The organism is Devosia sp. J2-20, assembly GCF_055808475.1.
This window is the reverse complement of sequence record NZ_CM147870.1, coordinates 2,871,145-2,892,314: the sequence shown is the minus strand read 5'-3', so window position 1 is coordinate 2,892,314 and position 21,170 is coordinate 2,871,145. Positions and strand designations below refer to the sequence as shown.

Annotated in this window: 16 protein-coding genes, 1 tRNA gene and 1 pseudogene; 8 read left to right on the top strand and 10 right to left on the bottom strand. The window is 60.4% G+C overall.

Features of this window, described 5'->3' with window-relative positions; all coding sequences use genetic code 11:
• Positions 1 to 83 precede the first annotated feature (83 nt).
• From AC0L37_RS14105 to AC0L37_RS14090, 4 genes are all read right to left on the bottom strand, one after another.
• A complete protein-coding gene (locus AC0L37_RS14105) occupies positions 84 to 1,565 on the bottom strand; it encodes an ABC transporter substrate-binding protein (RefSeq protein ID WP_282222917.1) in 1,482 nt (493 codons plus the stop codon).
• Positions 1,566 to 1,738: 173 nt separating this feature from the next.
• The gene (locus tag AC0L37_RS14100; RefSeq protein ID WP_269368070.1) at positions 1,739 to 3,313 is read right to left on the bottom strand and encodes an ABC transporter permease; all 1,575 of its coding nucleotides are present in this window, start codon (positions 3,311 to 3,313) and stop codon (positions 1,739 to 1,741) included.
• 103 nt (positions 3,314 to 3,416) lie between these two features.
• Positions 3,417 to 4,463 (bottom strand): extracellular solute-binding protein, encoded by a 1,047-nt coding sequence (locus AC0L37_RS14095; protein WP_282222918.1) that lies wholly within the window; start codon positions 4,461 to 4,463, stop codon positions 3,417 to 3,419.
• A gap of 215 nt (positions 4,464 to 4,678) precedes the next feature.
• Positions 4,679 to 7,519: a sensor histidine kinase gene (locus AC0L37_RS14090; RefSeq protein WP_282222919.1), complete on the bottom strand. Its 2,841-nt coding sequence runs from the start codon at positions 7,517 to 7,519 to the stop codon at positions 4,679 to 4,681.
• 335 nt (positions 7,520 to 7,854) lie between these two features.
• Here AC0L37_RS14090 and AC0L37_RS14085 point away from each other — a divergent pair.
• Positions 7,855 to 7,931 (top strand) — tRNA-His (locus AC0L37_RS14085).
• 15 nt (positions 7,932 to 7,946) lie between these two features.
• Here AC0L37_RS14085 and AC0L37_RS14080 read toward each other — a convergent pair.
• The 3 genes from AC0L37_RS14080 to AC0L37_RS14070 all read right to left on the bottom strand — a co-directional run bounded on the left by AC0L37_RS14080 (position 7,947) and on the right by AC0L37_RS14070 (position 11,010).
• Positions 7,947 to 9,746, bottom strand: a complete 1,800-nt coding sequence (locus AC0L37_RS14080; protein ID WP_282222920.1) for a pilus assembly protein — start codon at positions 9,744 to 9,746, stop codon at positions 7,947 to 7,949.
• Positions 9,747 to 9,808: 62 nt separating this feature from the next.
• A complete protein-coding gene (locus AC0L37_RS14075) occupies positions 9,809 to 10,375 on the bottom strand; it encodes a L,D-transpeptidase (protein ID WP_427857086.1) in 567 nt (188 codons plus the stop codon).
• 185 nt (positions 10,376 to 10,560) lie between these two features.
• Positions 10,561 to 11,010, bottom strand: a complete 450-nt coding sequence (locus AC0L37_RS14070; protein ID WP_282222922.1) for a response regulator — start codon at positions 11,008 to 11,010, stop codon at positions 10,561 to 10,563.
• Between the two features lie 111 nt (positions 11,011 to 11,121).
• On the opposite strand from AC0L37_RS14070, the gene AC0L37_RS14065 reads away from it, so the two are divergent.
• The 7 genes and pseudogenes from AC0L37_RS14065 to AC0L37_RS14035 all read left to right on the top strand — a co-directional run bounded on the left by AC0L37_RS14065 (position 11,122) and on the right by AC0L37_RS14035 (position 18,190).
• A complete protein-coding gene (locus AC0L37_RS14065; protein WP_282222923.1) occupies positions 11,122 to 11,766 on the top strand; it encodes a DNA-3-methyladenine glycosylase I in 645 nt (214 codons plus the stop codon).
• Between the two features lie 350 nt (positions 11,767 to 12,116).
• Positions 12,117 to 12,377, top strand: coding sequence for a hypothetical protein (locus AC0L37_RS14060; protein WP_269368083.1), 261 nt, complete (start codon positions 12,117 to 12,119; stop codon positions 12,375 to 12,377).
• A 485-nt stretch (positions 12,378 to 12,862) separates the two neighbouring features.
• Positions 12,863 to 14,359, top strand: a complete 1,497-nt coding sequence (hisS, locus tag AC0L37_RS14055) for a histidine--tRNA ligase (protein WP_282222924.1) — start codon at positions 12,863 to 12,865, stop codon at positions 14,357 to 14,359.
• Positions 14,356 to 15,420: an ATP phosphoribosyltransferase regulatory subunit gene (locus AC0L37_RS14050; protein WP_212658913.1), complete on the top strand. Its 1,065-nt coding sequence runs from the start codon at positions 14,356 to 14,358 to the stop codon at positions 15,418 to 15,420. The genes hisS and AC0L37_RS14050 overlap by 4 nt, the downstream gene beginning before the upstream one ends.
• Positions 15,417 to 16,124, top strand: coding sequence for an ATP phosphoribosyltransferase (gene hisG / locus AC0L37_RS14045; RefSeq protein WP_212658912.1), 708 nt, complete (start codon positions 15,417 to 15,419; stop codon positions 16,122 to 16,124). Before AC0L37_RS14050 ends, hisG begins: the two co-directional genes overlap by 4 nt.
• Positions 16,125 to 16,241: 117 nt before the next feature.
• Positions 16,242 to 17,434: pseudogene (locus AC0L37_RS14040) on the top strand (glycosyltransferase family 2 protein).
• A 6-nt stretch (positions 17,435 to 17,440) separates the two neighbouring features.
• A complete protein-coding gene (locus tag AC0L37_RS14035; RefSeq protein WP_212658910.1) occupies positions 17,441 to 18,190 on the top strand; it encodes a TSUP family transporter in 750 nt (249 codons plus the stop codon).
• 8 nt (positions 18,191 to 18,198) lie between these two features.
• Here AC0L37_RS14035 and AC0L37_RS14030 read toward each other — a convergent pair whose 3' ends face one another.
• The 3 genes from AC0L37_RS14030 to groL form a co-directional block, all read right to left on the bottom strand.
• Positions 18,199 to 18,435 (bottom strand): BrnA antitoxin family protein, encoded by a 237-nt coding sequence (locus AC0L37_RS14030; RefSeq protein ID WP_212658909.1) that lies wholly within the window; start codon positions 18,433 to 18,435, stop codon positions 18,199 to 18,201.
• Between the two features lie 114 nt (positions 18,436 to 18,549).
• Positions 18,550 to 19,206: an EF-hand domain-containing protein gene (locus tag AC0L37_RS14025; RefSeq protein WP_282222927.1), complete on the bottom strand. Its 657-nt coding sequence runs from the start codon at positions 19,204 to 19,206 to the stop codon at positions 18,550 to 18,552.
• Between the two features lie 310 nt (positions 19,207 to 19,516).
• Complete coding sequence (gene groL / locus AC0L37_RS14020) at positions 19,517 to 21,166, bottom strand: chaperonin GroEL (RefSeq protein ID WP_212658907.1); 1,650 nt, start codon at positions 21,164 to 21,166, stop codon at positions 19,517 to 19,519.
• Positions 21,167 to 21,170 lie beyond the last annotated feature (4 nt).

Genomic DNA, 21,170 nt, shown 5'->3' with positions numbered 1-21,170 from the left:
CGAACTGACCCCCACCCTTACTCCCTCCCCACGGAGGGGAGGGAATGAGGGTAGGGGTATTCAAGCGAGCGCTGTAAGCCAGACTATTCAGTCCAGGCAATGTCGCGCAGCACAAGGCCTTCAATGGGCGAGTTCTGCCACATGCCGGTGAGCTTGGCGTTCCACACGCCTGTCTGCGCCAGCTCGAACAGGTAGCCATTGACCGCGTCCTTGGCGAGGATGGTCTGGGCCTCGATGGCCAGCGCCTTGCGCTTGGCTTCGTCGGTCGTGCCATTCAGGGTCTCGATCAGGGCCTGGAAATCAGGATTGTCGTAGCCGTAGTAGTAGTCGGGGTTGGCGTAATTGCCAATGTCGAACGGCTCCACATGGCTCACGATTGTCAGGTCATAATCCTTGTTGGAATAGACGTCTTCGATCCACTGTGCCCATTCCACATTGATCAACTCGATCTTGATGCCGACCTTGGCGAACTGGCTGGCAATGATCTGGCCCGACAGCCGGGCATAGGCCAGCGGTGGCAGCTTCAGCGTGGCGCTGAACCCATCGGGAAAACCCGCTTCAGCCAGCAAGGCCTTGGCAGCCTCGACGTCGTGCGGATAGGTGTCGGTCAAGTCGACATAGTAGGCATCATGAGGCGCGAACGGCGCGCCGATTGGCACACCATAGCCATAAGTGGCGCCATCGATGATCGCCTGACGGTCCAGCGCATGCGCCATGGCCTGCCGCACCTTGAGACTATCAAAAGGCGGCTTCTTGTTGTTGGTCGTCAGGATCGTCTCGCCTTCAGTGGTGCCGACCAGCACCTTGAACTGCGGATTGTTCTCAAACACGGCCAGCGCCTCGGACGCAAAATTATTGGTACCGTCGATATCACCGGCCAGCAGCGCATTGGTCATCGTCGCGCTATCGCTGATGAACAGATAGGTCGCCTTGCTCAGGTGCACGGGTTCACCCCAATAGGGGCCATAAGCCTCAAGGATTACTCGGCTACCCTTGTCCCACTGCACAAAGGCAAAGGGTCCGGTGCCAATAGGCTCGACGGCGTTGTTGTCGGCGCTCTCAGGCGCCACGATTACTGCATCGCCGCGACCCAGGTCGAACAGGAACCGGCCCACGACATGGTCCAGTGTCATCTCGACGGTGAGTGGATCAACCACGGTCACGCTGGTGATTGGCGTGAAGAATTCCTTGTGGGCGTTGACGCTGTCTTCGCTCAGAATGCGGTCGAAGGTGAACTTGACATCGTCGGCGTCGAAAGTGGTGCCATCATGGAATGTCACCCCGTCCTGCAGCGTAAACGTATAGGTCAGTCCATCATCCGAAATCGTCCAGTCGCTGGCCAGGCCGGGCTGAACGCCGCCGTTCTGGTCAATGCGAACCAGACCTTCGAAGATGTTCTGATAGACGACGATGTCGATAGCCTCGGCGGCCCCGGCAGTGGGGTCGAGCGCTGGCGGCTCAAGCGCGACGCCGATGCGTACTTCGCTTGGCTGGGCCATTGCGCCACCAGCCATCGCTGCGGTCAGTGCCACTGCGAGTCCGAATGCCTGCAACGTCTTGTCCATAGGTAACTCCTATTTTCGGCGGTTCATCGCCGTTCGATCCGTTGGTGCGACGCGGCGCATTTATTGCCAACCCGCTGTTCTTGCACCTCAGGATCATGCCGGCGCGTGAGGCTCCGGCTCCCATGGCGCGACCATATAGAGGATCGCCACTAACATGGCAGTAGGCTCGATTGTTATACTTTCCTACGATCGCCCAGTCTCGTAGCAAGAATGACCGGAATAAGCCCCGCCAGCACGATAAACAGTGCGGGAAGCGCCGCCTGTGCGAAAAGTCCGACATTTGCGCGCGAGTAGACCAGTGTCGCCAGCGTATCTATACCAAGCGGGCGCAGTAGCAGCGTGGCAGGCAATTCCTTGACGATCTCGACAAACACCAACGTCGCTGCGCTCAGGATCGCGGGCATCAGCGTCGGCAGATCGATGCGCAGCAGCAGCCCCAGCCCCCGCTCGCCCAGCACCCGGCCGGCATCAAGCATGGCATCACCACGCTTCTTGATCGCGGCATCCAGTGTGGAATGACTCACGGCCAGAAAACGGATGGCATAGACGTAGAGTAGTGCGGCCATCGAGCCCGACAGGATCAGTCCGGGTCGCCAGTCGATCAGGGCCATGGTCATCCGGTTGAACCACAGATCGGCCTGACCCAGCGGTTGCAGCAATCCCAGCGCCAGCACCGTTCCCGGAATGGCATAGCCCAGTGTCGCCAGCCGGATCGCGCCGCGACCTGTGCTGCCCGAGCGCTGCGCCAGCTTGGCGGCAACCAGCCCGATCGCGACCGTGATGACCGCACCCAGGCTTGCCAGGATCAGCGTCGGGATCAGCGCATTGATGGTCATGCTGACCGTCTCCGGCAGGATCACGCGGAACGCCAGATAACCCAGTTGTCCTACCGGAATGCCGAACCCCAGCGCCAGCAGCACCAGGCAGAACCCGAATGCCAACCAGCGTTGCGCACCAACGAGATATTCGCGCGCGGGCGGCACACGGCTGTCGCGCCGTCCCAGATAGACCCGATCACGGCGCGCCCGCTGCTCGGCGGCAATCAAAAGGCCGATCACCAGCACCACGGTCACTGCCAGTTGTGCGGCGCCGCCAAAGTCCGACCGGTTGATCCAGGTCGAATAGATGATCGCGGTGATCGCGTTGACCCCGAAATATTGCACCGCGCCCAGATCGTTGACGACCTCCATCATGGCCAGCGTAACCCCGACCACCAGCGCGGGCCGCGACAGCGGCAGCGTGACGGTGAAGAACGTGCGCATGCCGCCAGCACCCAACGTGCGCGCAGCAATATTGAGCGAACTCGACTGCATCAGGAAAAACGCTCTGCACGCCACATAGACATATGGGTAGAGCACACTGGAGAGCACGATCACCGCGCCCCAATTGCTGCGGATGTCGGGAAACCAGTAGTCCTGCAGCGTGCTTGCGCCATTGAGCGTACGAAGGGCCGTCTGCAGCGGCCCGGGAAACCCCAGAAACTCCACATAGCTATAGGCAGCCAGATAGGTTGGCACTGCCAGCGGTAGCACCAGCGCCCAGTCGAACAGTCTGCGCAGGGGAAATTCGTAATGCGTCACGAGCCAGGCAGCCACCAGGCCCGCACAGCCCGTCACCAGCCCCACACTTGCCATCAGCACACCGGTTTCACGCAGGGCGGTTGGCAGCATGGACGCGGCCAGACCATTGCTGCCCGAGGCAATGGCCTCTAGCGCCGACCAGCCCAGCCAGACGATGGGCAGCCCCATGATGGCGGCAAGCAAAAGTGGAACGACCGGCAGAGCAAATGCCCTGCCGGTCCTGAAACCTTGGTGATCGCTAGATATATTCGAAATTGGGCGACTCCGCCGCTTAGTTCTGTGCACCTTCGTTGAACTTGAGTCCATCGACAAGAGCAGCAGCTTCATCGCGATGCGCTGCGACCTCGACCAATGGCGTCTTGGCCGCGTTCAACGTGCCCCAGCTCTGGGTCAATTCAGACGGCGCCACCGATGGCACCACGGGGAACTCATAATTGGTGTCGGCATAGATGCTCTGGGCCTCGTCCGATAGCAGAAAGCCGATCAGTGCGTTGGCGTTCTCGGCATTGGGTGCATATTTGGCAATGAAACCGCCAGCCACATTCACCTGCGTTCCTGCGCCGTCGGCATCAGGATAGATGATGCGGGCCGATGCAGCCCACTGCTTCTGCTCTGGCTCAGCGTCATTGTTGAGCATGGCGCCCATGTAATATGTGTTGCCGATCGCCAGATCACAGGTGCCCGCCAGGATGTTCTTGACGCCTTCGCGGTCATTGCCCGATGGCGCATAGGCCAGATTGTCCCGTACGCCAGCCAGCCACGTGCGGGTATCGTCCAGGCCATTGGCGGCGATGCGCTGGGCAATCAACCCGATATTGTAGGCGTGGTCGCCCGGACGGGTGCAGACGCGACCCTTCCATTCAGGCTTGGCAATGTCTTCATAGCTCAACGCAGTGGCGTCGACGCGATCCTTGGAGACGTAGAAAACCCGGGCGCGCAGTGACAAAGCCGTCCAGTTGTCGTCATCGTCACGGAATTCGGCAGGGACGCGCGCATCGAGTTCCGGGGTGGTGATGGGCTGGGTCAGCCCCTGTTCCTCGGCACCAACCAGATTGCCGATATCAACCGTCAGCACAACGTCTGCGGGCGACAATTCGCCCTCGGCGGCGACGCGTTCGAGCAGGCCGTCACCGGCATAGAGCACATTGGCCTTGATACCGGTCTCGGCGCTGAACTGATCCAGCAAGGGCTGCAACAGGCTCTGCTCGCGATAGCTGTAAATGTTCACTTCGCCGCTCTGGGCGAAAACCGGTGCAGCAACACCAGCCAGGGTAACCGAGGTCAGCAGCGTAACCGCGAGACGCGCGATATTGGTCATGACAGTCTCCAAAGCGTAGCGAGGGCAAAGGACCTCCCTCAAGCGCTGGCGTTCTCTGCCATAGCGGCGCCAGAGTCAAGAATGCTAAATGAAATCAAAGACTTGAACTCTGGAACGGTTCAAAACTGTGCAGCAAATGCTGTGAGAAATCAGGCTATTAGCTGATTGTGGATGTCCACTTTCACGAATGCGACATAGTGCGCATTGGCGCTGGTCTATTCAGCGACGTCAGTCGAGGGATCTGTTTCGACCAGATCGGGGGGAATGCGCAGCGTGAACAACATGCCTTTTTCGCCGGCCGGGTCTACGCTGAGCGAGAACGCATTGACTGCCAGCAGCGAGCGCGTGAGCGCCAGTCCAACGCTTGAGCGCACCGGCGCCAGCATTTTGCCGTCACGCCCCGTACCATCGCGAAACACCACGAAGCGCTCTGCCATATCGACAGCGTTCACCGAACTGTCGCGCACATGCACGGCAATGCCGCCGCCATCTTCGCGCTGAGCAGAAATCACCACGGCCCCGCCATTGGGGCTCTGATCGATGGCGCTGGCCAATAGGTTGAGCACGGCCTGTTCCAGCGATGCCCGATCAGCGGTGAGCCGGGGCAGGGTTTCCGAAATCGCATTGCGCACAAACACTCGGGCATTGCTGGCATGCTGACGAATGCGCAGCACGCAGTTCTCGAGCATCTCGGTCAATTCGATACTGGCGCGTTGCGGCAGGTACCGGCCATCGCGCAGGCGGGCATAATCGTCCAGTTCGTCCACCAGCGAGGCGATGTCCTGACCTGCGGCACTGATATCGCGCGCATAGCCTTCAAGCTGGCCGGGCTGGGTATCCCCGCCCGCATTGCGTAGCAAATCGGCAAAGCCGATGATGGTGTTCAGGGGCCGCCGCACACCGCGGCTGATGCGTCCCAGTAGCGCCGGATCGGCTTCGGCCGGACCGCTCAGACGCGTCGGTGCCAGATCGCGCCCTTGCACAAAGCCGAAATACCCCGTGACCACACCGGCCTGACCTTGGGCGAACAGCGAAATCTCGGCCTTGCCATTGGCTGCCCGCAAGGACAGGGCAGGCCGTGCGGTCTCGGCAAACCGGGCCGGCCGCTCAAGAAACGCGCGGAGGGCGGCAATGTCACTACCGGCTATCAGCCCGGTGAGTGGCTTGCCTTCGACCGGGCCGCTGTGACCCAGCAGGCTGCTGGCCTTGGGCGTGATGGCGCTCACCACGCCAGTCCGGCTGGCTTCGAAAAAGCCATCGCCGCGCACATCGGCCAGTGATTGAGCAAATGCGTTGACCGCCCCTTCATGTCCAGTACGCACCTCGGTGCCGCTGGCCGACAGCATCAGGGCCGGGCGCCCGTGCCAGGAAATTGACTGCAGCCGCGCGGTGACGGGCACCAATGTCCCGTCACGCTGCACCAGATGATTGACCGGGCCGGCATCGTGCTCGTCAGGACCTGCTGCCGGGAACACCGCTGCCAGTCCGGCCTCGCGCAGCGTCTCTACCGAGTCGTAACCGACCATCTCCGTGATTGCCCGATTGGCAAACAGGATCTGCTGGTCACGGAACACCAGAATGCCAAGTGGCAGGCGATTGAGCACCAGCGTCTCACCGCCCAGGCTGACCAGAGCCGCGCTTTGCTGGGTAACCGGCGCCTGACGCTGCACTGGCTGGTTGGCATCCCCTACACGGTCGTTGAGGATGCGCGACAGCTCGTCGAAATTGTAGCGGGAGACACGCTCGACAATCTCGGGGTCCTTGCTCTGTGGCGGTTCGATCTCCGCCATGGCCGCGCTCAGCCGTTGCGCGGCATCGTTCGCGCCGTTCGACTCCTCATCCGCTGACGTTTCGACGGGGTCGTTTTCGCTGGCGTCGTCGGCAGGTTCATCGTGAGGGGCGTCCAGTGCGCTCAAGTCCGCCTGATCAGCTTCTTCCTCCGTCTGTTCCTGCGGCTCCGCGACAAAGCCGCGACCCGTGACACGGAACAGATCGGTCTCCGCATCGGCATGGATCTCGTCTGCCGCGATATCGTCCAGAGTCTCGCTAACGTCCAGATCAGGTGCGGCGTCCTCTAGCTGTGGCGTTTGCAGCAGCGCGTCATCCTCATCGGTCAGCGGCGCATAGAGCGCGTCGTCGGCAGCCAGTTGATCCACCAGACGGCTAAGACGACTGCTGGTCGAACTGGTTTCAGCAGACGGCTCAGGCGTTTCCGATGTCTCAGTCTCAGTCTCGGGCTCTGCGCTGTCGGCTACGGCGTCTGCCGCATCAACGACCCCGTTATATCCAGGCTCGCTGGCTTCGGTCGCATTATCGGCTACACTCAGGCTCGGCTGACCGTCCTGTTCGGCCGCACGCCAGCTGTCGAGTTCACGTGCATAGGCGTTGTCCTCAACATGGCTTTGCTCATCATCGCTCAGGGGCGGCTCTTCAGGCGCCTCTGGCACCTCGATACTGTGGTCGTTCTCTACCGTCCACGCAGCCACGTCATCGCCAGCGCTATCCACCTCAGCCTGTATCGCGTCAGTGGAGGGGGTTTCATCTCTGTCGATGCCGGATGTGCTCTGGTTGGCCGCATCCTGGCTTGGCGTAACTTCGCCGGTGTGGGTCTCGGCCTCAACGCGCTCTTCCAACTCCAGAGCGGCGTCGGTCTCGTCCTGCAGGGCGCCACTTTGTTCGGCAGCGGCCACAATGTCATCGGCAATGGGATCCACGCCCACGATCAGAAGAACATTCTGCCCGTTCTCCCACACCAGCGGTGTCGTAGCGCAGGTGGACGAAGCCGGCTTTTCACCGGCCAGAAACTGGATCCGGGCCAGGCTCGTTCGGCCCGGTGAGCCCAGTCGGATATTGCGCGCAACCTGTCCCTTGATCGGCACCGCTGGCGGCGCCAGCTTCAGCCCATGTTTTTTGAGCTTGGCCAAAAACAGGCCGGCCGCAGGATTCTGCCAGATCAGGGTCTGCCCGTCTTGCGACCATAGCCAAGCCGGCCGCAGGTCTGCGGCATGCTGTAGCACGCGACGTGCATTTGGCGATGTGATCCACTCAGCATCCATAAACCGGCGTCTTCTCCGTCCCGGGTTGGCGGCAACTTATTGTGCCATTCCGGCACAGTTGTGCCCGGAACCTTAAGTATTCTTCAATATAGTGCGGGTTGCGCACGGTCCATAGCGGCGGGGCGCTCAGGGCCCAGCTTCGCCGGTCATGGTTAAATACCAATGGTTTGCAAAAGGTCAGCGCCCGATCGCGCCAGACAGTTTTCCACTGATCACCGCGCTCTGGCAGAGCTGGGCAAAAAGTGCAAAATGGGTGCTTGTCATCCCGAGATTCTCGCCCTATGTTCCGCGCGCTTTCGGGGCAAGCTTAAGGCGATCCCCTGATAGGCAAATGTGCCGCCTTAGCTCAGTTGGTTAGAGCGCTAGATTGTGGATCTAGAGGTCCTCCGTTCAATCCGGAGAGGCGGTACCACCCCCCCCAAGATTGTTACAGCGACAACCGCAGTGCTGCCAGACGACCGGCAATGGCGCGGAATACGTCATTGAGCTCGTTGGCACTGTTGGGGAAGTAGGCATACTCCTCGCCCGAGGCGCACGCGGTGAGCATGGCCTTGGTCGCATTGTTCGAGCCCAACCCGATCGTGTACACATCGATGTCGCGATTTTCGCGGGCATATTCGCATGCAGCGATGGTGCGATCATCCATCACGCTGGTCAGCTTGGCCCGGGTATTGATTTCATTCTTGGGCGCGATCCGTTCGTCATAACGAAACCCCCAGGAAAAATAGCTGCTGCCATTCATGTCGGAATCGCCGGGGCCGAGATCAGGGTAGTTCTCACCATCGGTCATCACGATCAACACCTTGGAAACCTGGCCAGGCGCCATGGGTTTGGCTTCGATCAGCGGCTCGCCAGATGTTAGGGCGTGCATGCCCCATACAGTGCCCTGCTGGATGTTGGTGTTACCGCTGGCTACCATCGCGTTGATGCTGTCGAGCACCGACTTTGGCTGGTCAGTCAGTGGCAGCACCTTTGCCGTTGGGCAATTGTCATTGGTGCGGCTCGAGTTCTCATTGGTGCCATTATACTTGCACAGTCGGCTCTGCAGTTCGCGCTCGGTGAGCAGGCTGTAGACGGTTGTCGTGGTGGTCGTCGAACCAGTATTGGACGACGAGGAAATCTCGACAGGGTTAGACGGCAGGCAGGACGCCGCACCCAGATTGGTCGTCATGTTACCCACGCGCTTGGTGTACTTGTAACTCGTGGACCCGTAGCAGGTCCAACCACTCCACCGGCTGTAATAGCAGCTGTTCTGGGTCTTTTCCTGGGTGCAGGTCTTGAGCTGGCAGGTGCCGCCATTGTCCGACAGGTAGTTGTTGTTATTGTTGTAGACCGTGTCGGGCGAAAATAGTGGAATGAACTTGCGTTCGGCGATGTCCGGTGGATCATCAGTGGTGTCATAAGGCGAGACGCGCGCCTCAATGCAGCCCAGCCAGTCTGTCTTGGTTTCATTAAATAGCGTGCGACGGTCCATCGGCCCGGTGAACTTGGTGTTTTCGTTGTCGTCATCATCGAAATTGAGAATCTCGCCATAGGCGGCCACCTGCGAGGCGCTGGTCCAGTCCAGCCATGCCTCGTTCTTGAACTGGGTGCCGATATTGACCAGGGCGGTGAACGGCACCACGCCGATCCGCACGTTCTCGTTCTTGGAGACCCCCGTCGGAACCTTGCAGCCTAAGCCATCGCGATCATAAAACAGAATATTGACCGCGTTGCAGGCTGCAGTCTTGAGGTTGCTCATTTTGCTGCCGCCCATGGACCCCGAATTGTCGAGCACCATGGCAACTTCGACATCCAGCATGCGCCGGGTGGCCTGCGAGCGGATGCGGGCATCAAGCTTGCTGACGCCAACCAGCGACACAAACACTGTGGGCACACTCATCTGTGCTTCCAGCGTCAGCGTGCCATTGGCCACGTCCACGGTGGGGTCCAGCAGGCTGGCAGTCACGCCAAATTCGCCGCCCAGTCGATCCAGTACCAGATCCTCGGCGCGCTCTTTGATGTCAGCGACATTGACGGGAACCTTGAAAATCTCAGGCTGCAGCGCAAGCGTTGCCGCATCCAGTGCAATCTGTCCGCGATTGCGCACCTGCTCCATCGACACATAGTCGACCACCGCGCCACCCAAAGCGATCAGGACGATCGCCATCAGCCCAAAGATCACGGCGAAGGCGCCGCGCTCGTCGCGTTTGAAGCGGGTGATAAGGCTGGAAGACTGACGCATCATGCAGGACCCATAGGCTGGCTGCCCCGGTTTGGAGCAAGCATGAGTGTCGCGAGAAATCCTTATTAAAGGACAACCACCTTGCTATTAAGTTTGACGCGTCCGTAAAGGTCTATGACGTCCGCATTGGTCATACGGATGCAGCCCGAGGACACATTCTGCCCGATGCTCCAGGGCTCGGTCGTGCCGTGAATGCGGTACAAAGTGGAGCCCAGATAAAGCGCACGGGCGCCCAGCGGGTTATCCGGGCCGCCTTCCATATGGCGGGGCAGGTCGGGGCGACGCTTCAGCATTTCCGCTGGCGGCGTCCAGCCTGGCCACTCGGCCTTGCGCGATACCCGGTGGGTTCCCCGCCATTCAAATCCCGACTTGGCCACGCCAATGCCGTAGCGCAGCGCCCGCCCGTCACCGAGCACAAAATACAGGAAATGCGCGCCTGTATCGACCACCAGCGTGCCGCTGCTCTCATGTGTGGGGTACTGAACCACCTGACGCAGATACATCGGATGCACGGCCATGTTGGCCTGCATCGCCAGCGCGTGGCGCGGCTTGGACTGGGTAATGGTGATGCCCGGTGGGGGAGCAAACCGCCATCCAGGCTGCAGCCCGGCACTGGAGGTTGGCATGACCATTGATACGCTCAGCAACAGCGCCAGCGCACTCTTGACCAAGATTGTGTTTCCCATTGTCCCACTCACAATTACTGCCAGCGACTGGCCGGTGTTTGGTGGTAACGATGGCTTCAATTGTCGAATTTGCGGTGAACGGGCGTAGTTAAGTCTTTGGTGACGCCAATGGTTATTCAAACCTTAACGGGTCAGAGGAACACCGCGTCATCTCCGCCGGCCTGCTGCGACTGCCCCAGAACCCGTCCCACGGCGATACCCAGTTGCGTTGTGGTGAACGGCTTGACCAAAACTTCGTTGACCCCCAGTTCGCGCGCCAGAGCGACATTATCCCGGCTGGCATAGCCCGTCATCAGGATCACCGGGGTATTGCTGGGGGCGCCGAAGCGAATATCGCGCAGCACGCGCATCAGGCCCGCGCCGCTGATATCGGGCATATACCAGTCCATCACCATGAAATCGAACGGCGCGGTCATCAGCGCGAGTATCGCCTCGGCCCCGTTATCGGCTTCGGTAATGTCGGTGACGCCGAGTTTTTTCAGGCTCGCACCGCAAATGGCGCGGGCATAGGTGTTGTCATCGACAACCAGTGCGCGCAATCGACCCGGAATAATCACTGCCGCACCCTCAATTCCCTGCATCCGTCTGTCACCGTGGCAAAGTCTTCGCCACAATACCGTCTTCCGCAATTCCAATTGATCCGATTGCGGTCTAAGCAATGCCCCTCATTCGATAGTGAAGGTGGGCCACCCATGTCAAACTCAGTGTCAGATTTGCAGCACTCTTCTGCCTTGCCACGCTGTCCATGGCCCAGTGACGACCCGCTCTACCAACACTATCATGATGTCGAGTGGGGGCGTCCTGTGATCAGCGACACCCGCCTGTTCGAAAAGATCTGCCTTGAAGGGTTCCAGTCAGGCCTCTCCTGGATCACCATTCTGCGCAAGCGCGAGAACTTCCGCGCTGTTTTTCATGACTTCGACATTCCCAAAGTCGCCATTATGGACGAGACCGACATCGAGCGCCTGCTGCAGGATGCGGGCATTATCCGCCATCGCGGCAAGATTTCAGCCACCATCAACAATGCCCAGCGCGCGCTCGAAATTCAGGCCGAGTTTGGCTCTCTCGCGGCTTATTTCTGGGGCTTTGAGACGCGGCCCGAACACCGTCCCGATGATCTGAGCTGGGACGCCCTGCGCAAGCTTGCTGAGACCGACGCCTCGCATGCGCTTTCCAAGGACCTGCGCAAACGTGGCTTCAAGTTCGTCGGTCCCACTACCTGCTACGCATTCATGCAGGCCATGGGTCTGGTAAACGACCATACAATCGATTGTTTTTGCCGCTCGGAAGTCGAAGCGCAGCGCAATGCGCTGGTTCGCCCCATGCCGACGCGCTGAGCGCAGCGCGGCCAAACTGTTGCTATCGCGCAACAATCGCAGCTTAGTGCGACATCCCGCCACATGCTCGCTTGCGGCTCACTTTGCCGTGAGCTAGAGAACACTCGTCCACTACAGCCAACCTGAGGGAGGCAGCTACATGACAGTCATGTTTGATCTCCATACAGGTCATGGCAAATGGCATTGCGCGCGCCACTAGCGTCCAAGCCAGTGCAGTCCCTTTTGACTGCGGACACTCCCTGACCAGAACTGTTTGATGCCTTGAATCCGGGTCGCCCGCGATTCCGTTTCAGTCCATCAGGCGCTCACCCCAACAAGAAGGCCGGTCGTTTCCGCGTCCGGGCATTATCATGTCGCAAAACTCTCTTCCCGAGGGCAGCGTTGTGCTGCGCCTTGAGTTCTCTATCGCAGATGCAGTGTATCAGCGCGGTCTGTTCTCCGTTGTCGGTGCCGCTGTCGGCGCCTGGTGGAACCGGCCCCGTATCCCGGCTGATCTGCCCAACTACCTGCGGGCCGATGTCGGCCTGCAACCGCTCGATGTGCCGAGCTACTGGTACAACGCCCCGCACAATTCGGGCATCCCCGATCCCCTGAAGAGGCCGGGCATCTAGATCAAGGCGACAGCTGATCACGCTCGGCTGTCGCCCCAATTGCTGCACATCACCCTACCAGCTGCCATTCGCGCATCGCGCTCATGGCAGTTGGGAGGGGGTGAAGATTGACCAATGTGTGTGGCGTCTATCCCCCTTATCCCCGCAACCCAAAGCGTGCCTATCATGGTCCCATCTCTCCCGCACGGGCGGCCTGCAGGCGACAGAGGCGGGACAGCTCCGGCGTGCGGCATTGCAGTCGTACGAGTGCGAGACTGGGCAGCCGGCCTGCGAGCGATGGGTTTGGCCATACGGTCGGGGCAAAAAAACCGGTGCCCCGAGGCGGTTTTCGCCTCCCTAAAATTTACTCAGAGGCGAAACACCGTCTCGGGGACCGTCCGTTTTCGATACCCGGCCATTCACCGAATGGACCGGAGCATCGGCGCGGCTGTTGTCTCGAACACCTTGATCCGCTAACAACACCCCGACCCAGCAGGACCGCCAAAATGACCGAAAAAGCCAAGCTGATTGCCCCGCGTCTGCCACGCGGTTTTGAAGACCGTACGCCCGGCGAAATCGCTGCGGTTGGCACCATGATGGACAAGATCAAGGCGGTCTATGAGCGCTATGGTTTTGATCCCGTCGAAACCCCGCTGCTTGAGCTCACCGAAACCCTCGGCAAATTCCTCCCCGATACCGATCGGCCCAATGCCGGCGTGTTCTCTCTGCAGGACGATGACGAGCAGTGGATGAGCCTGCGCTACGATCTGACAGCGCCGCTGGCCCGGTATTTTGCCGAGAACTTTGAAACCCTGCCCAAGCCCTATCGCTCCTATCGTCAGGGCTATGTGTTCCGTAATGAAAAGCCCGGTCCGGGCCGTTTCCGCCAGTTCATGCAATTTGACGCCGATACGGTCGGCTCCGCCAGCCCCGAGGCCGACGCGGAAATGTGCATGATGATGGCCGACGTCATGGATGCGTTGGGCCTTCAGGGCCAGTACGTCGTGCGGGTCAATAATCGCAAGGTGCTCGACGGCGTCCTCGCCACCGCTGGCGTCACCTCCGACGAGCAGAAGCTCACCGTGCTGCGCGCCATTGACAAGCTCGACAAGTTCGGCGCCGACGGCGTCAGGCTGCTGCTCGGTGCGGGTCGCAAGGATGAAAGCGGCGACTTCACCAAGGGCGCGGGTCTAACCCCCGACCAGATTGAACCACTGCTCGATTATGTTGCCAGCGGTGAACCCGCTAACGGCGTGGAGCGCGGCAGCAATGCCCATGTTGTGGGCACCATCAACACACTGGCGGGTCTGATTGGTGGTTCTGACGCTGGCATGGCCGGTGTACAGGAATTGGCCACCATCTTCGGTCTGGTCCAGGCCAGCGGCTTTGGTGATCGCGTCATGCTCGACCCATCGGTGGTGCGTGGCCTCGAATATTACACCGGCCCGGTCTTTGAGATCGAACTGACCTTCAAGGTACAGAACGAAAAGGGCCAAGACGTCGTCTTCGGCTCGGTCGGCGGTGGCGGTCGCTATGATGGTCTGGTCTCACGCTTCCGGCGCGAACCCGTTCCAGCCACCGGCTTCTCGATCGGCGTTTCGCGTCTGGCCAGCGCGCTCAAGCTCACCGGTAATCTCGACGCAGCCGAGCCTGTTGGCCCCGTTGTCGTGCTGGTGATGGATAAGGATCAGACCGCCGGCTATCAGGCCATGGTGTCCGATCTGCGCAAGGCCGGCATTCGCGCCGAAATGTTCCTGGGCAACACCAAGAATTTCGGCAAGCAGGTCGCCTATGCCGATAAGCGCAACGCACCAGCCGTCATTATCGAGGGCAGTCAGGAACGCGAGCAGGGCATTTTGCAGGTCAAAGATCTGGTGGCCGGGAAACAGGCTGCTGCCGAGATCACAGACAATGCTGAATGGAAAGCGGCGCGCCCCGGCCAGTTCGAAATCAAGCGCGAAGACCTCGTCTCCGCCATCCAGCAGCTGCTGAGCGAACAATGAGCGGCGCAGCGCTCCGTCGCGCCAATCTTGAGGCACTGGTCGAGGCGCAGGGTGCAACCCGCGCCACGCCGCCGCTCTTGCTCTCGGCCGATCCTTATTTCGATCTGGCAGGTGAAGAGTTCGGGCGTCGGCTGTTGCTGACGACCGATGCGACCGGCGCCGAACATTGTCTGCGCCCCGATTTCACCCTGCCGATTGCCCAGGCCTACATCGCTGATGGTGTCGGCAAGCCGGCAGCCTTCTCCTATCTCGGCCCCATCTTCCGCCAGCGCGAAACCGGCGCAGCCGAATTCGACCAGGCCGGTATCGAGTTGCTGGCCCAGCCCGATGGCGATGTTGCGCTTGATCAGGTGCTGACATTTGCCCGCGCGGCGCTGTCGATTTTTGGTGTCGCGCCGCAGGTTCGTCTGGGTGGCGTTGGCTTGTTCGAGGGCCTGCTGGCCCAGGCCGACATGCCTGACGCCTGGCGTCCACGTATTCGCAACCGCTTCGGTCACACCGAAGCGCTCAATCGGCTGCTGACACGCCTTGAGGCAGCACCCGACATGCCGCGCGAGGCTCAGCCCAGTCGCGAAGAACTGGTCGAAGATGTCACAGCGCAGATGGTGGCGTCGGGTCTCAGCCTTTCCGAAGGTCGTACGCCAGACGAAATCGCTGATCGCTATCTTGAGCAGCAGGCGCTCGACGCGGCGCATGTGCCGCCTGAAACGCTCAAATTGCTGCGTGATTATCTGGCTATTTCCGGCTCCGTGCTGCAGGCACTCACGCAGATTGAGGCACTGGCCGCTCAGCACAAGCTGATGCTTGGTGCCCCCATCCGTGCCCTGCGCCGCCACCTCAATGGCCTGGGCGAAGCCAGGGTAAGCTTTGACGCCAGTTTTTCGCCACGCCTCGATTACTACACCGGTATCGTTTTTGAACTCACCGGTCCCAGCGGCGAAATTCTCGCCTCGGGCGGCCAGTATGATCGTCTGCTAGAACGCCTCGGCGCCACTGCACCCATCGCCGCCTCCGGCTGTTCTGTCTGGGTTGATCGTCTCGAAGCGGAGGTCGCATCATGACCGGCATTACCCTGGCCGTGCCCTCCAAAGGGCGTCTGGAAGAACTGACACGCGACTGGTTTGCCGCCAAAGGCATGACCATTACCCGCCCCGGCGGCGCGCGCTCTTATCTCGGCGCTATCGAGGGCATGCCCGATGTCACCGTGCGCTTCTTTCCAGCCTCTGAAATTGCCCGCGAACTGATCCGCGGCAATATCGATGTCGGCGTCACCGGGCTCGACCTTATTCACGAAACCAGTGAGACCGGCCCGGCCAGCGTGTCGATCGCCAGCAAGCTCGACTTTGGCAAGGCAGACTGCGTTGTCGCTGTCCCTGAGTCCTGGATTGATGTCACCCACATGCACGATCTGGCCGATGTCGCGTCGGACTTCCGCGCCCGCCATGGTCGCTGGCTGCGCATCGCCACCAAGTATATCACCATTACCCGCCAGCATTTTGCCAAGGCCGGCATAGCCGAATATCGCACGGTTGAAAGTCTGGGCGCCACCGAAGCTGCCCCGGCATCAGGGGTTGCCGATATCGTGGTCGACATCACCACCACGGGCTCCACGCTCGCCGCCAATGGTCTGCGTGTGCTTGAAGATGGTGTGATGCTCAGGAGTGAAGCCTGCCTTATCGTTTCGCGAACTGCAGACTGGTCCCCAGAACGTCGCGCCACGCTGGAGCAGGTTCTCGGCGACATCGGCGTGAGTTCTGGCCTCTGACAACAGGCGGCATTTTCGGCCGCCGGCCCGATTGCCACGACCCGCCGATTCACGGCACAACTGTGCCACTCTTGCCTGGGGGGCAACTTGGCGAAGCAACTTGAGCTGACCATACTGATGCCGTGCCTGAATGAGGCAGAGACCTTGGCGATTTGCATCGCCAAGGCGAGCAGCTTTCTGCAGTCATCCGGCATCAAGGGTGAGGTGCTGATCGCCGACAATGGCTCCACAGACGGATCGCGCAAGATTGCTGAAGCGGCAGGTGCTGTCGTTGTCCCCATCGAGGAGCGCGGCTACGGCGCCGCTCTTGCCGGAGGCATCAACGCCGCACGCGGCCGCTACATCATCATGGGCGACGCTGACGACAGCTACGACTTTTCCCGCCTTGATGCCTTCGTTGCCCAACTGCGCGACGGGGCAGATCTGGTCATGGGCAACCGATTTGCAGGCGGTGTCGCGCCTGGCGCCATGCCATGGCATCATCGTTACATTGGCAATCCGGTCCTGAGCGCACTGGGTCGGCTGCTGTTCCGGACCCCGATCCGCGATTTTCATTGCGGCTTGCGCGGTTTTTCGCGCGCCGCAGTGCTGAACCTCAACCTGCGTACCACCGGCATGGAGTTCGCCTCCGAAATGGTGGTGAAAGCGACGCTGGCACGCCTTGATGTGCGCGAAGTACCCACCACCCTGGCCAAGGATGGTCGTTCCCGACCTCCCCATTTGCGGTCTTTCCGCGACGGCTGGCGCCATTTGCGCTTTCTGCTGCTGTTCTCACCGCGCTGGCTGTTTCTCTATCCCGGCATTGCCCTGTTGTGCCTGGGCCTGCTAGTCGGTGCCATTCTGCTGCCCGGTCCTTTGCGCCTGGGCGGCGTCAGTTTCGATGTCCACACATTCCTCGTGGCAGCGCTCTGTATCATTGTGGGGCTGCAGTCTATTTCCTTTGCTGTGATTGGCCGTCGCTTTGCCTCGCGCTACGGTTTTATACCGCGATCAGGCAGTTATGACCGCCTGCTTGAGGGGCTGACCCTAGAGCGTACTCTGCTCGTTGCGGTGTTGCTCATGATGATCGGTTTTGCCGCTCTGGTCTGGGGGTTGGAGAATGGGCCGTGCGCGATTTCGGCCCACTCAATCCGAGCAGGACCATGCGCCCGGTTATCCTTGCCATGACGGCACTGGTGTCGGGCTTCCAACTGATGATGAGTGGCTTCATGTCCTCCATGATCAATATCCCCATCTATGAGCGGCGCGTCGCCGAGGTGCCAACGCCTGACGACCCGATGCAGCGCCGGCGCGAACTGGATCGGACCTGATCCATCATGCTCGATCCTCTGGTTCTGCTGGCACTGGCTGGCGTCGGTCTGCTGGCCGGTTTTGTTGATGCCATAGCAGGCGGCGGCGGCATGATAGCGCTGCCGGCCTTGCTGTCTGCAGGTCTGCCACCTGTCGCCGCCCTGGCCACTAATAAGCTGCAATCGGTGTTCGGCACCGGGATGGCAGCGTTCACCTATTGGCGCCGTGGCTTCATCAATCTGCCAGCGCTGATCCCCGCCATTGCGCTGACCTATGCCGGCAGCTTCTGCGGGGCGCTGATCGTCAAGCAGATCGACACCAGCCTGCTCAACATCGCCGTGCCGATCGCCCTGATTGGTATTGCGCTGTATTTCCTCTTCGCGCCCAACCTGTCCGACGTCGACAAGGCGGCGCGTCTGCCGTTCCATCGGTTTGTCCCGCTACTGGGCTTCGCTGTCGGGTTCTATGACGGCATCTTCGGACCGGGGACCGGCTCGTTCTTCACCATCGGCTTCGTAATGCTGTTCGGTCTCGGGCTTACCAGAGCCTCAGGCAATACCAAGATCCTCAATGTCACCTCAAATCTGGCGGCCCTGACGATTTTCATCACTGCGGGCGATGTCGTCTGGCCTGCCGCTCTGGCCATGGCGGCAGGCCAATTGCTGGGTGGCTACATTGGTGCGCGCACAGGTATTCGCTTCGGCGCCCGGTTGATCCGGCCACTGGTCGTTGTGGTCTCGATCGCCCTGGCCCTGCGCCTGCTGTTCTTCCGCTAGGGTAGGGGTTAAACCTCGTCCAGCCCGGCGGCTGCGCGCAGTGCGTCATTGATGCGGTCCTGCCAGCCCGGGCCATCATCCTGGAAATGCTCCAGCACAGCACGGTCCAGCCGCAGCGACACCATTTCCTTGCCTTCGGGAATGATCTTGGCCTTTGGCGCCGTCTCGACCGGCTTACTCGTCGCCGCCTTGAATGCTGCCTCGGCATTGTCCAGCGCGCTACCCGTCCTTCTTGGTGGTCGCATCGAATCGTCCCCTCAGTTTTGCTCATGCTAGCTGTACGCAGCTCTTGCAGGGGCATTAACATGTGCAACGGGCATGCTGAAATGGTTGAGGGGGCGCGTACGCCCCCGACCTGATCATGCTGAGGTGCTGAAGATGGATGTCAACTGTTCGAGCAGTGTCTGTTGTGCGCTTGCTGTGTAGGCATTCTGGGCAGTGGCCAACAAACTCGTCGTCGTGCCGTCCGTGGTCTCGTCATCTTCTGCGGTTGCCGGTGGTGGCCCACCGGGCGGCGGCCCGCCTGGAGGAGGGCCACCCGGCGGTGGTCCACCGCGAGTTGGTTCGCCGGTCGCACCCGCTGTGTCTTCTAGCGCGGCTTTGACGGAATCGAGAAAGGTCGAGCTTTCGCTCTCGGTGATCGAGCCATCGCCATCTGCATCAATCAGGTCGAACAGCTTCTGCAGTCCTTCACTGCTGATCGAAGTGGCAGCATCATCCGCACCCAACTCGGCGAGGCTCACCGAGCCGTCACTATCTGTGTCGGTGTCGGCGAAGATATCTGCGTTTGATGGCGCTGACATTTGCTGAGCCATGAACGCCATGGTCTGCCGCCGATTGGCCATCTGGACATCGAACGCGTCTTTCTCGCTGCTGGTGACACTACCGTTACTGTCAGAGTCCATTGCCGAGAACAGAGCTTCCGCGCGGCTCTTGCCTTGCGCACTCGATGCACCCTTTGGGACGTTGAGCTCAAGTTCGCTCAACGTCAGGCTGTCATCGCCATTCTTGTCCAAGCGGGCAAAGCTTGGTGGTTGGAAGGCGTTGCGCGTCAGCTGTGAAGCTGATTGTGCGCCTATGCCACTGATTGTCGACATGCCGCTCCTTGTGGTTGTGACCAAAAAACTGGTCGCCTCAACAAAGTGTTGGGTCCAGTTAACCGGGTCTTAACAAGCAGGCTGGAACAGCTTTTGGGCCGCCATGTTTAATGTCGTGGAAAGGTTTCGGTAGGGTTCAAGGAAAAAGGCGCGGTGTTGCCACCGCGCCTTTCTCGTGAAGTCCGTGACTGGGAAGAAACGAACTCCAAAGCTTTCTGGGTCGGACTTCTTAGAAGTCCATACCACCCATGCCGCCCATGCCGCCCATGCCGCCGCCGCCGGGCATGGCCGGTGCGTCAGCCTTGGGAGCCTCGACGATGAGGGCTTCAGTGGTGATCAGCAGCGAAGCAACCGAAGCGGCATCCTGCAGGGCAGTACGAACCACCTTCATTGGATCGATCACGCCCAGCGCAACCAGATCGCCGTACTCGTCGGTCGCGGCGTTGTAGCCGAAGTTGACCGAGGTGTTTTCGAGGATCTTGCCGACAACGACCGAACCTTCAGCGCCAGCATTGTTGGCGATGGTACGGACAGGGCCCTGCAGAGCGCGACGAACGATGGCAATACCAGCGTCCTGATCAGCATTGGCACCCTTGACGGTGATGGCGTTCGAAGCACGCAGCAGAGCGACACCGCCGCCAGCAACAATACCTTCTTCAACGGCAGCGCGGGTAGCGTTCAGAGCGTCGTCGACGCGATCCTTGCGCTCCTTGACTTCCACTTCAGTCGAACCACCAACGCGGATCACGGCAACGCCGCCGGCCAGCTTGGCCAGACGTTCCTGCAGCTTTTCCTTGTCGTAGTCCGAAGTGGTTTCTTCGATCTGCGCCTTGATCTGGCCAACGCGGCCCTGGATGTCATCCTGGGAACCGGCGCCATCAACGATGGTGGTGGTTTCCTTGGTGATCTCAACGCGCTTGGCAGTGCCCAGCATGTCGATGGTCACGTTTTCCAGCTTGATGCCGAGGTCTTCCGAGATCACCTGGCCACCGGTCAGGATGGCGATGTCTTCGAGCATGGCCTTGCGGCGATCGCCGAAGCCAGGAGCCTTGACGGCCGCTACCTTGAGGCCGCCGCGCAGACGGTTGACGACCAGGGTCGCAAGAGCTTCGCCTTCGATGTCTTCAGCAATGATCAGCAGAGGACGCTGCGACTGAACAACCGATTCCAGGATCGGCAGGATAGCCTGCAGGTTGCCGAGCTTCTTTTCGTGCAGCAGGATCAGCGGATCGTCCAGAACCGCAGTCATCTTCTCTGCATTGGTCACGAAGTAAGGCGACAGGTAGCCCCGATCGAACTGCATGCCTTCAACGACATCGAGTTCGGTCTCAGCGGTCTTGGCTTCTTCGACGGTGATAACACCCTCATTGCCGACCTTCTGCATGGCTTCAGCGATCATGTCGCCAATGGCCTTTTCGCCATTTGCCGAGATGGTGCCGACCTGGGCAACTTCAGCCGAAGATGTGATCTTCTTGGCGCTGGACTTGAGCGAAGCAACAACTTCGTCCACGGCCAGATCGATACCGCGCTTGAGATCCATTGGATTGAAGCCGGCGGCAACTGCCTTGACGCCTTCAACAACAATGGCCTGACCGAGAACGGTCGCGGTGGTGGTGCCGTCGCCGGCGATATCATTGGTCTTGGAAGCAACCGAACGCAGCAACTGTGCGCCCAGGTTCTCAAACTTGTCTTCCAGTTCGATTTCCTTGGCAACCGTGACGCCGTCCTTGGTGATGCGTGGAGCACCGAACGACTTTTCGATCACGACGTTGCGGCCCTTGGGGCCCAGTGTCACCTTGACCGCATTGGCCAGGATGTTGACGCCGCGCAGCATTTTGTCGCGTGCGTCAGTGGAGAAGATTACTTCTTTAGCAGCCATGTGA

Coding starts and splice junctions, on each gene's coding strand:
- AC0L37_RS14105 (WP_282222917.1), bottom strand. CDS start 1,565: ATGGACAAGACGTTGCAGGCATTCGGACTCGCAGTGGCACTGACCGCA.
- AC0L37_RS14100 (WP_269368070.1), bottom strand. CDS start 3,313: ATGGGGCTGCCCATCGTCTGGCTGGGCTGGTCGGCGCTAGAGGCCATT.
- AC0L37_RS14095 (WP_282222918.1), bottom strand. CDS start 4,463: ATGACCAATATCGCGCGTCTCGCGGTTACGCTGCTGACCTCGGTTACC.
- AC0L37_RS14090 (WP_282222919.1), bottom strand. CDS start 7,519: ATGGATGCTGAGTGGATCACATCGCCAAATGCACGTCGCGTGCTACAG.
- AC0L37_RS14080 (WP_282222920.1), bottom strand. CDS start 9,746: ATGATGCGTCAGTCTTCCAGCCTTATCACCCGCTTCAAACGCGACGAG.
- AC0L37_RS14075 (WP_427857086.1), bottom strand. CDS start 10,375: ATGGTCATGCCAACCTCCAGTGCCGGGCTGCAGCCTGGATGGCGGTTT.
- AC0L37_RS14070 (WP_282222922.1), bottom strand. CDS start 11,010: ATGCAGGGAATTGAGGGTGCGGCAGTGATTATTCCGGGTCGATTGCGC.
- AC0L37_RS14065 (WP_282222923.1), top strand. CDS start 11,122: ATGTCAAACTCAGTGTCAGATTTGCAGCACTCTTCTGCCTTGCCACGC.
- AC0L37_RS14060 (WP_269368083.1), top strand. CDS start 12,117: ATGTCGCAAAACTCTCTTCCCGAGGGCAGCGTTGTGCTGCGCCTTGAG.
- hisS (WP_282222924.1), top strand. CDS start 12,863: ATGACCGAAAAAGCCAAGCTGATTGCCCCGCGTCTGCCACGCGGTTTT.
- AC0L37_RS14050 (WP_212658913.1), top strand. CDS start 14,356: ATGAGCGGCGCAGCGCTCCGTCGCGCCAATCTTGAGGCACTGGTCGAG.
- hisG (WP_212658912.1), top strand. CDS start 15,417: ATGACCGGCATTACCCTGGCCGTGCCCTCCAAAGGGCGTCTGGAAGAA.
- AC0L37_RS14035 (WP_212658910.1), top strand. CDS start 17,441: ATGCTCGATCCTCTGGTTCTGCTGGCACTGGCTGGCGTCGGTCTGCTG.
- AC0L37_RS14030 (WP_212658909.1), bottom strand. CDS start 18,435: ATGCGACCACCAAGAAGGACGGGTAGCGCGCTGGACAATGCCGAGGCA.
- groL (WP_212658907.1), bottom strand. CDS start 21,166: ATGGCTGCTAAAGAAGTAATCTTCTCCACTGACGCACGCGACAAAATG.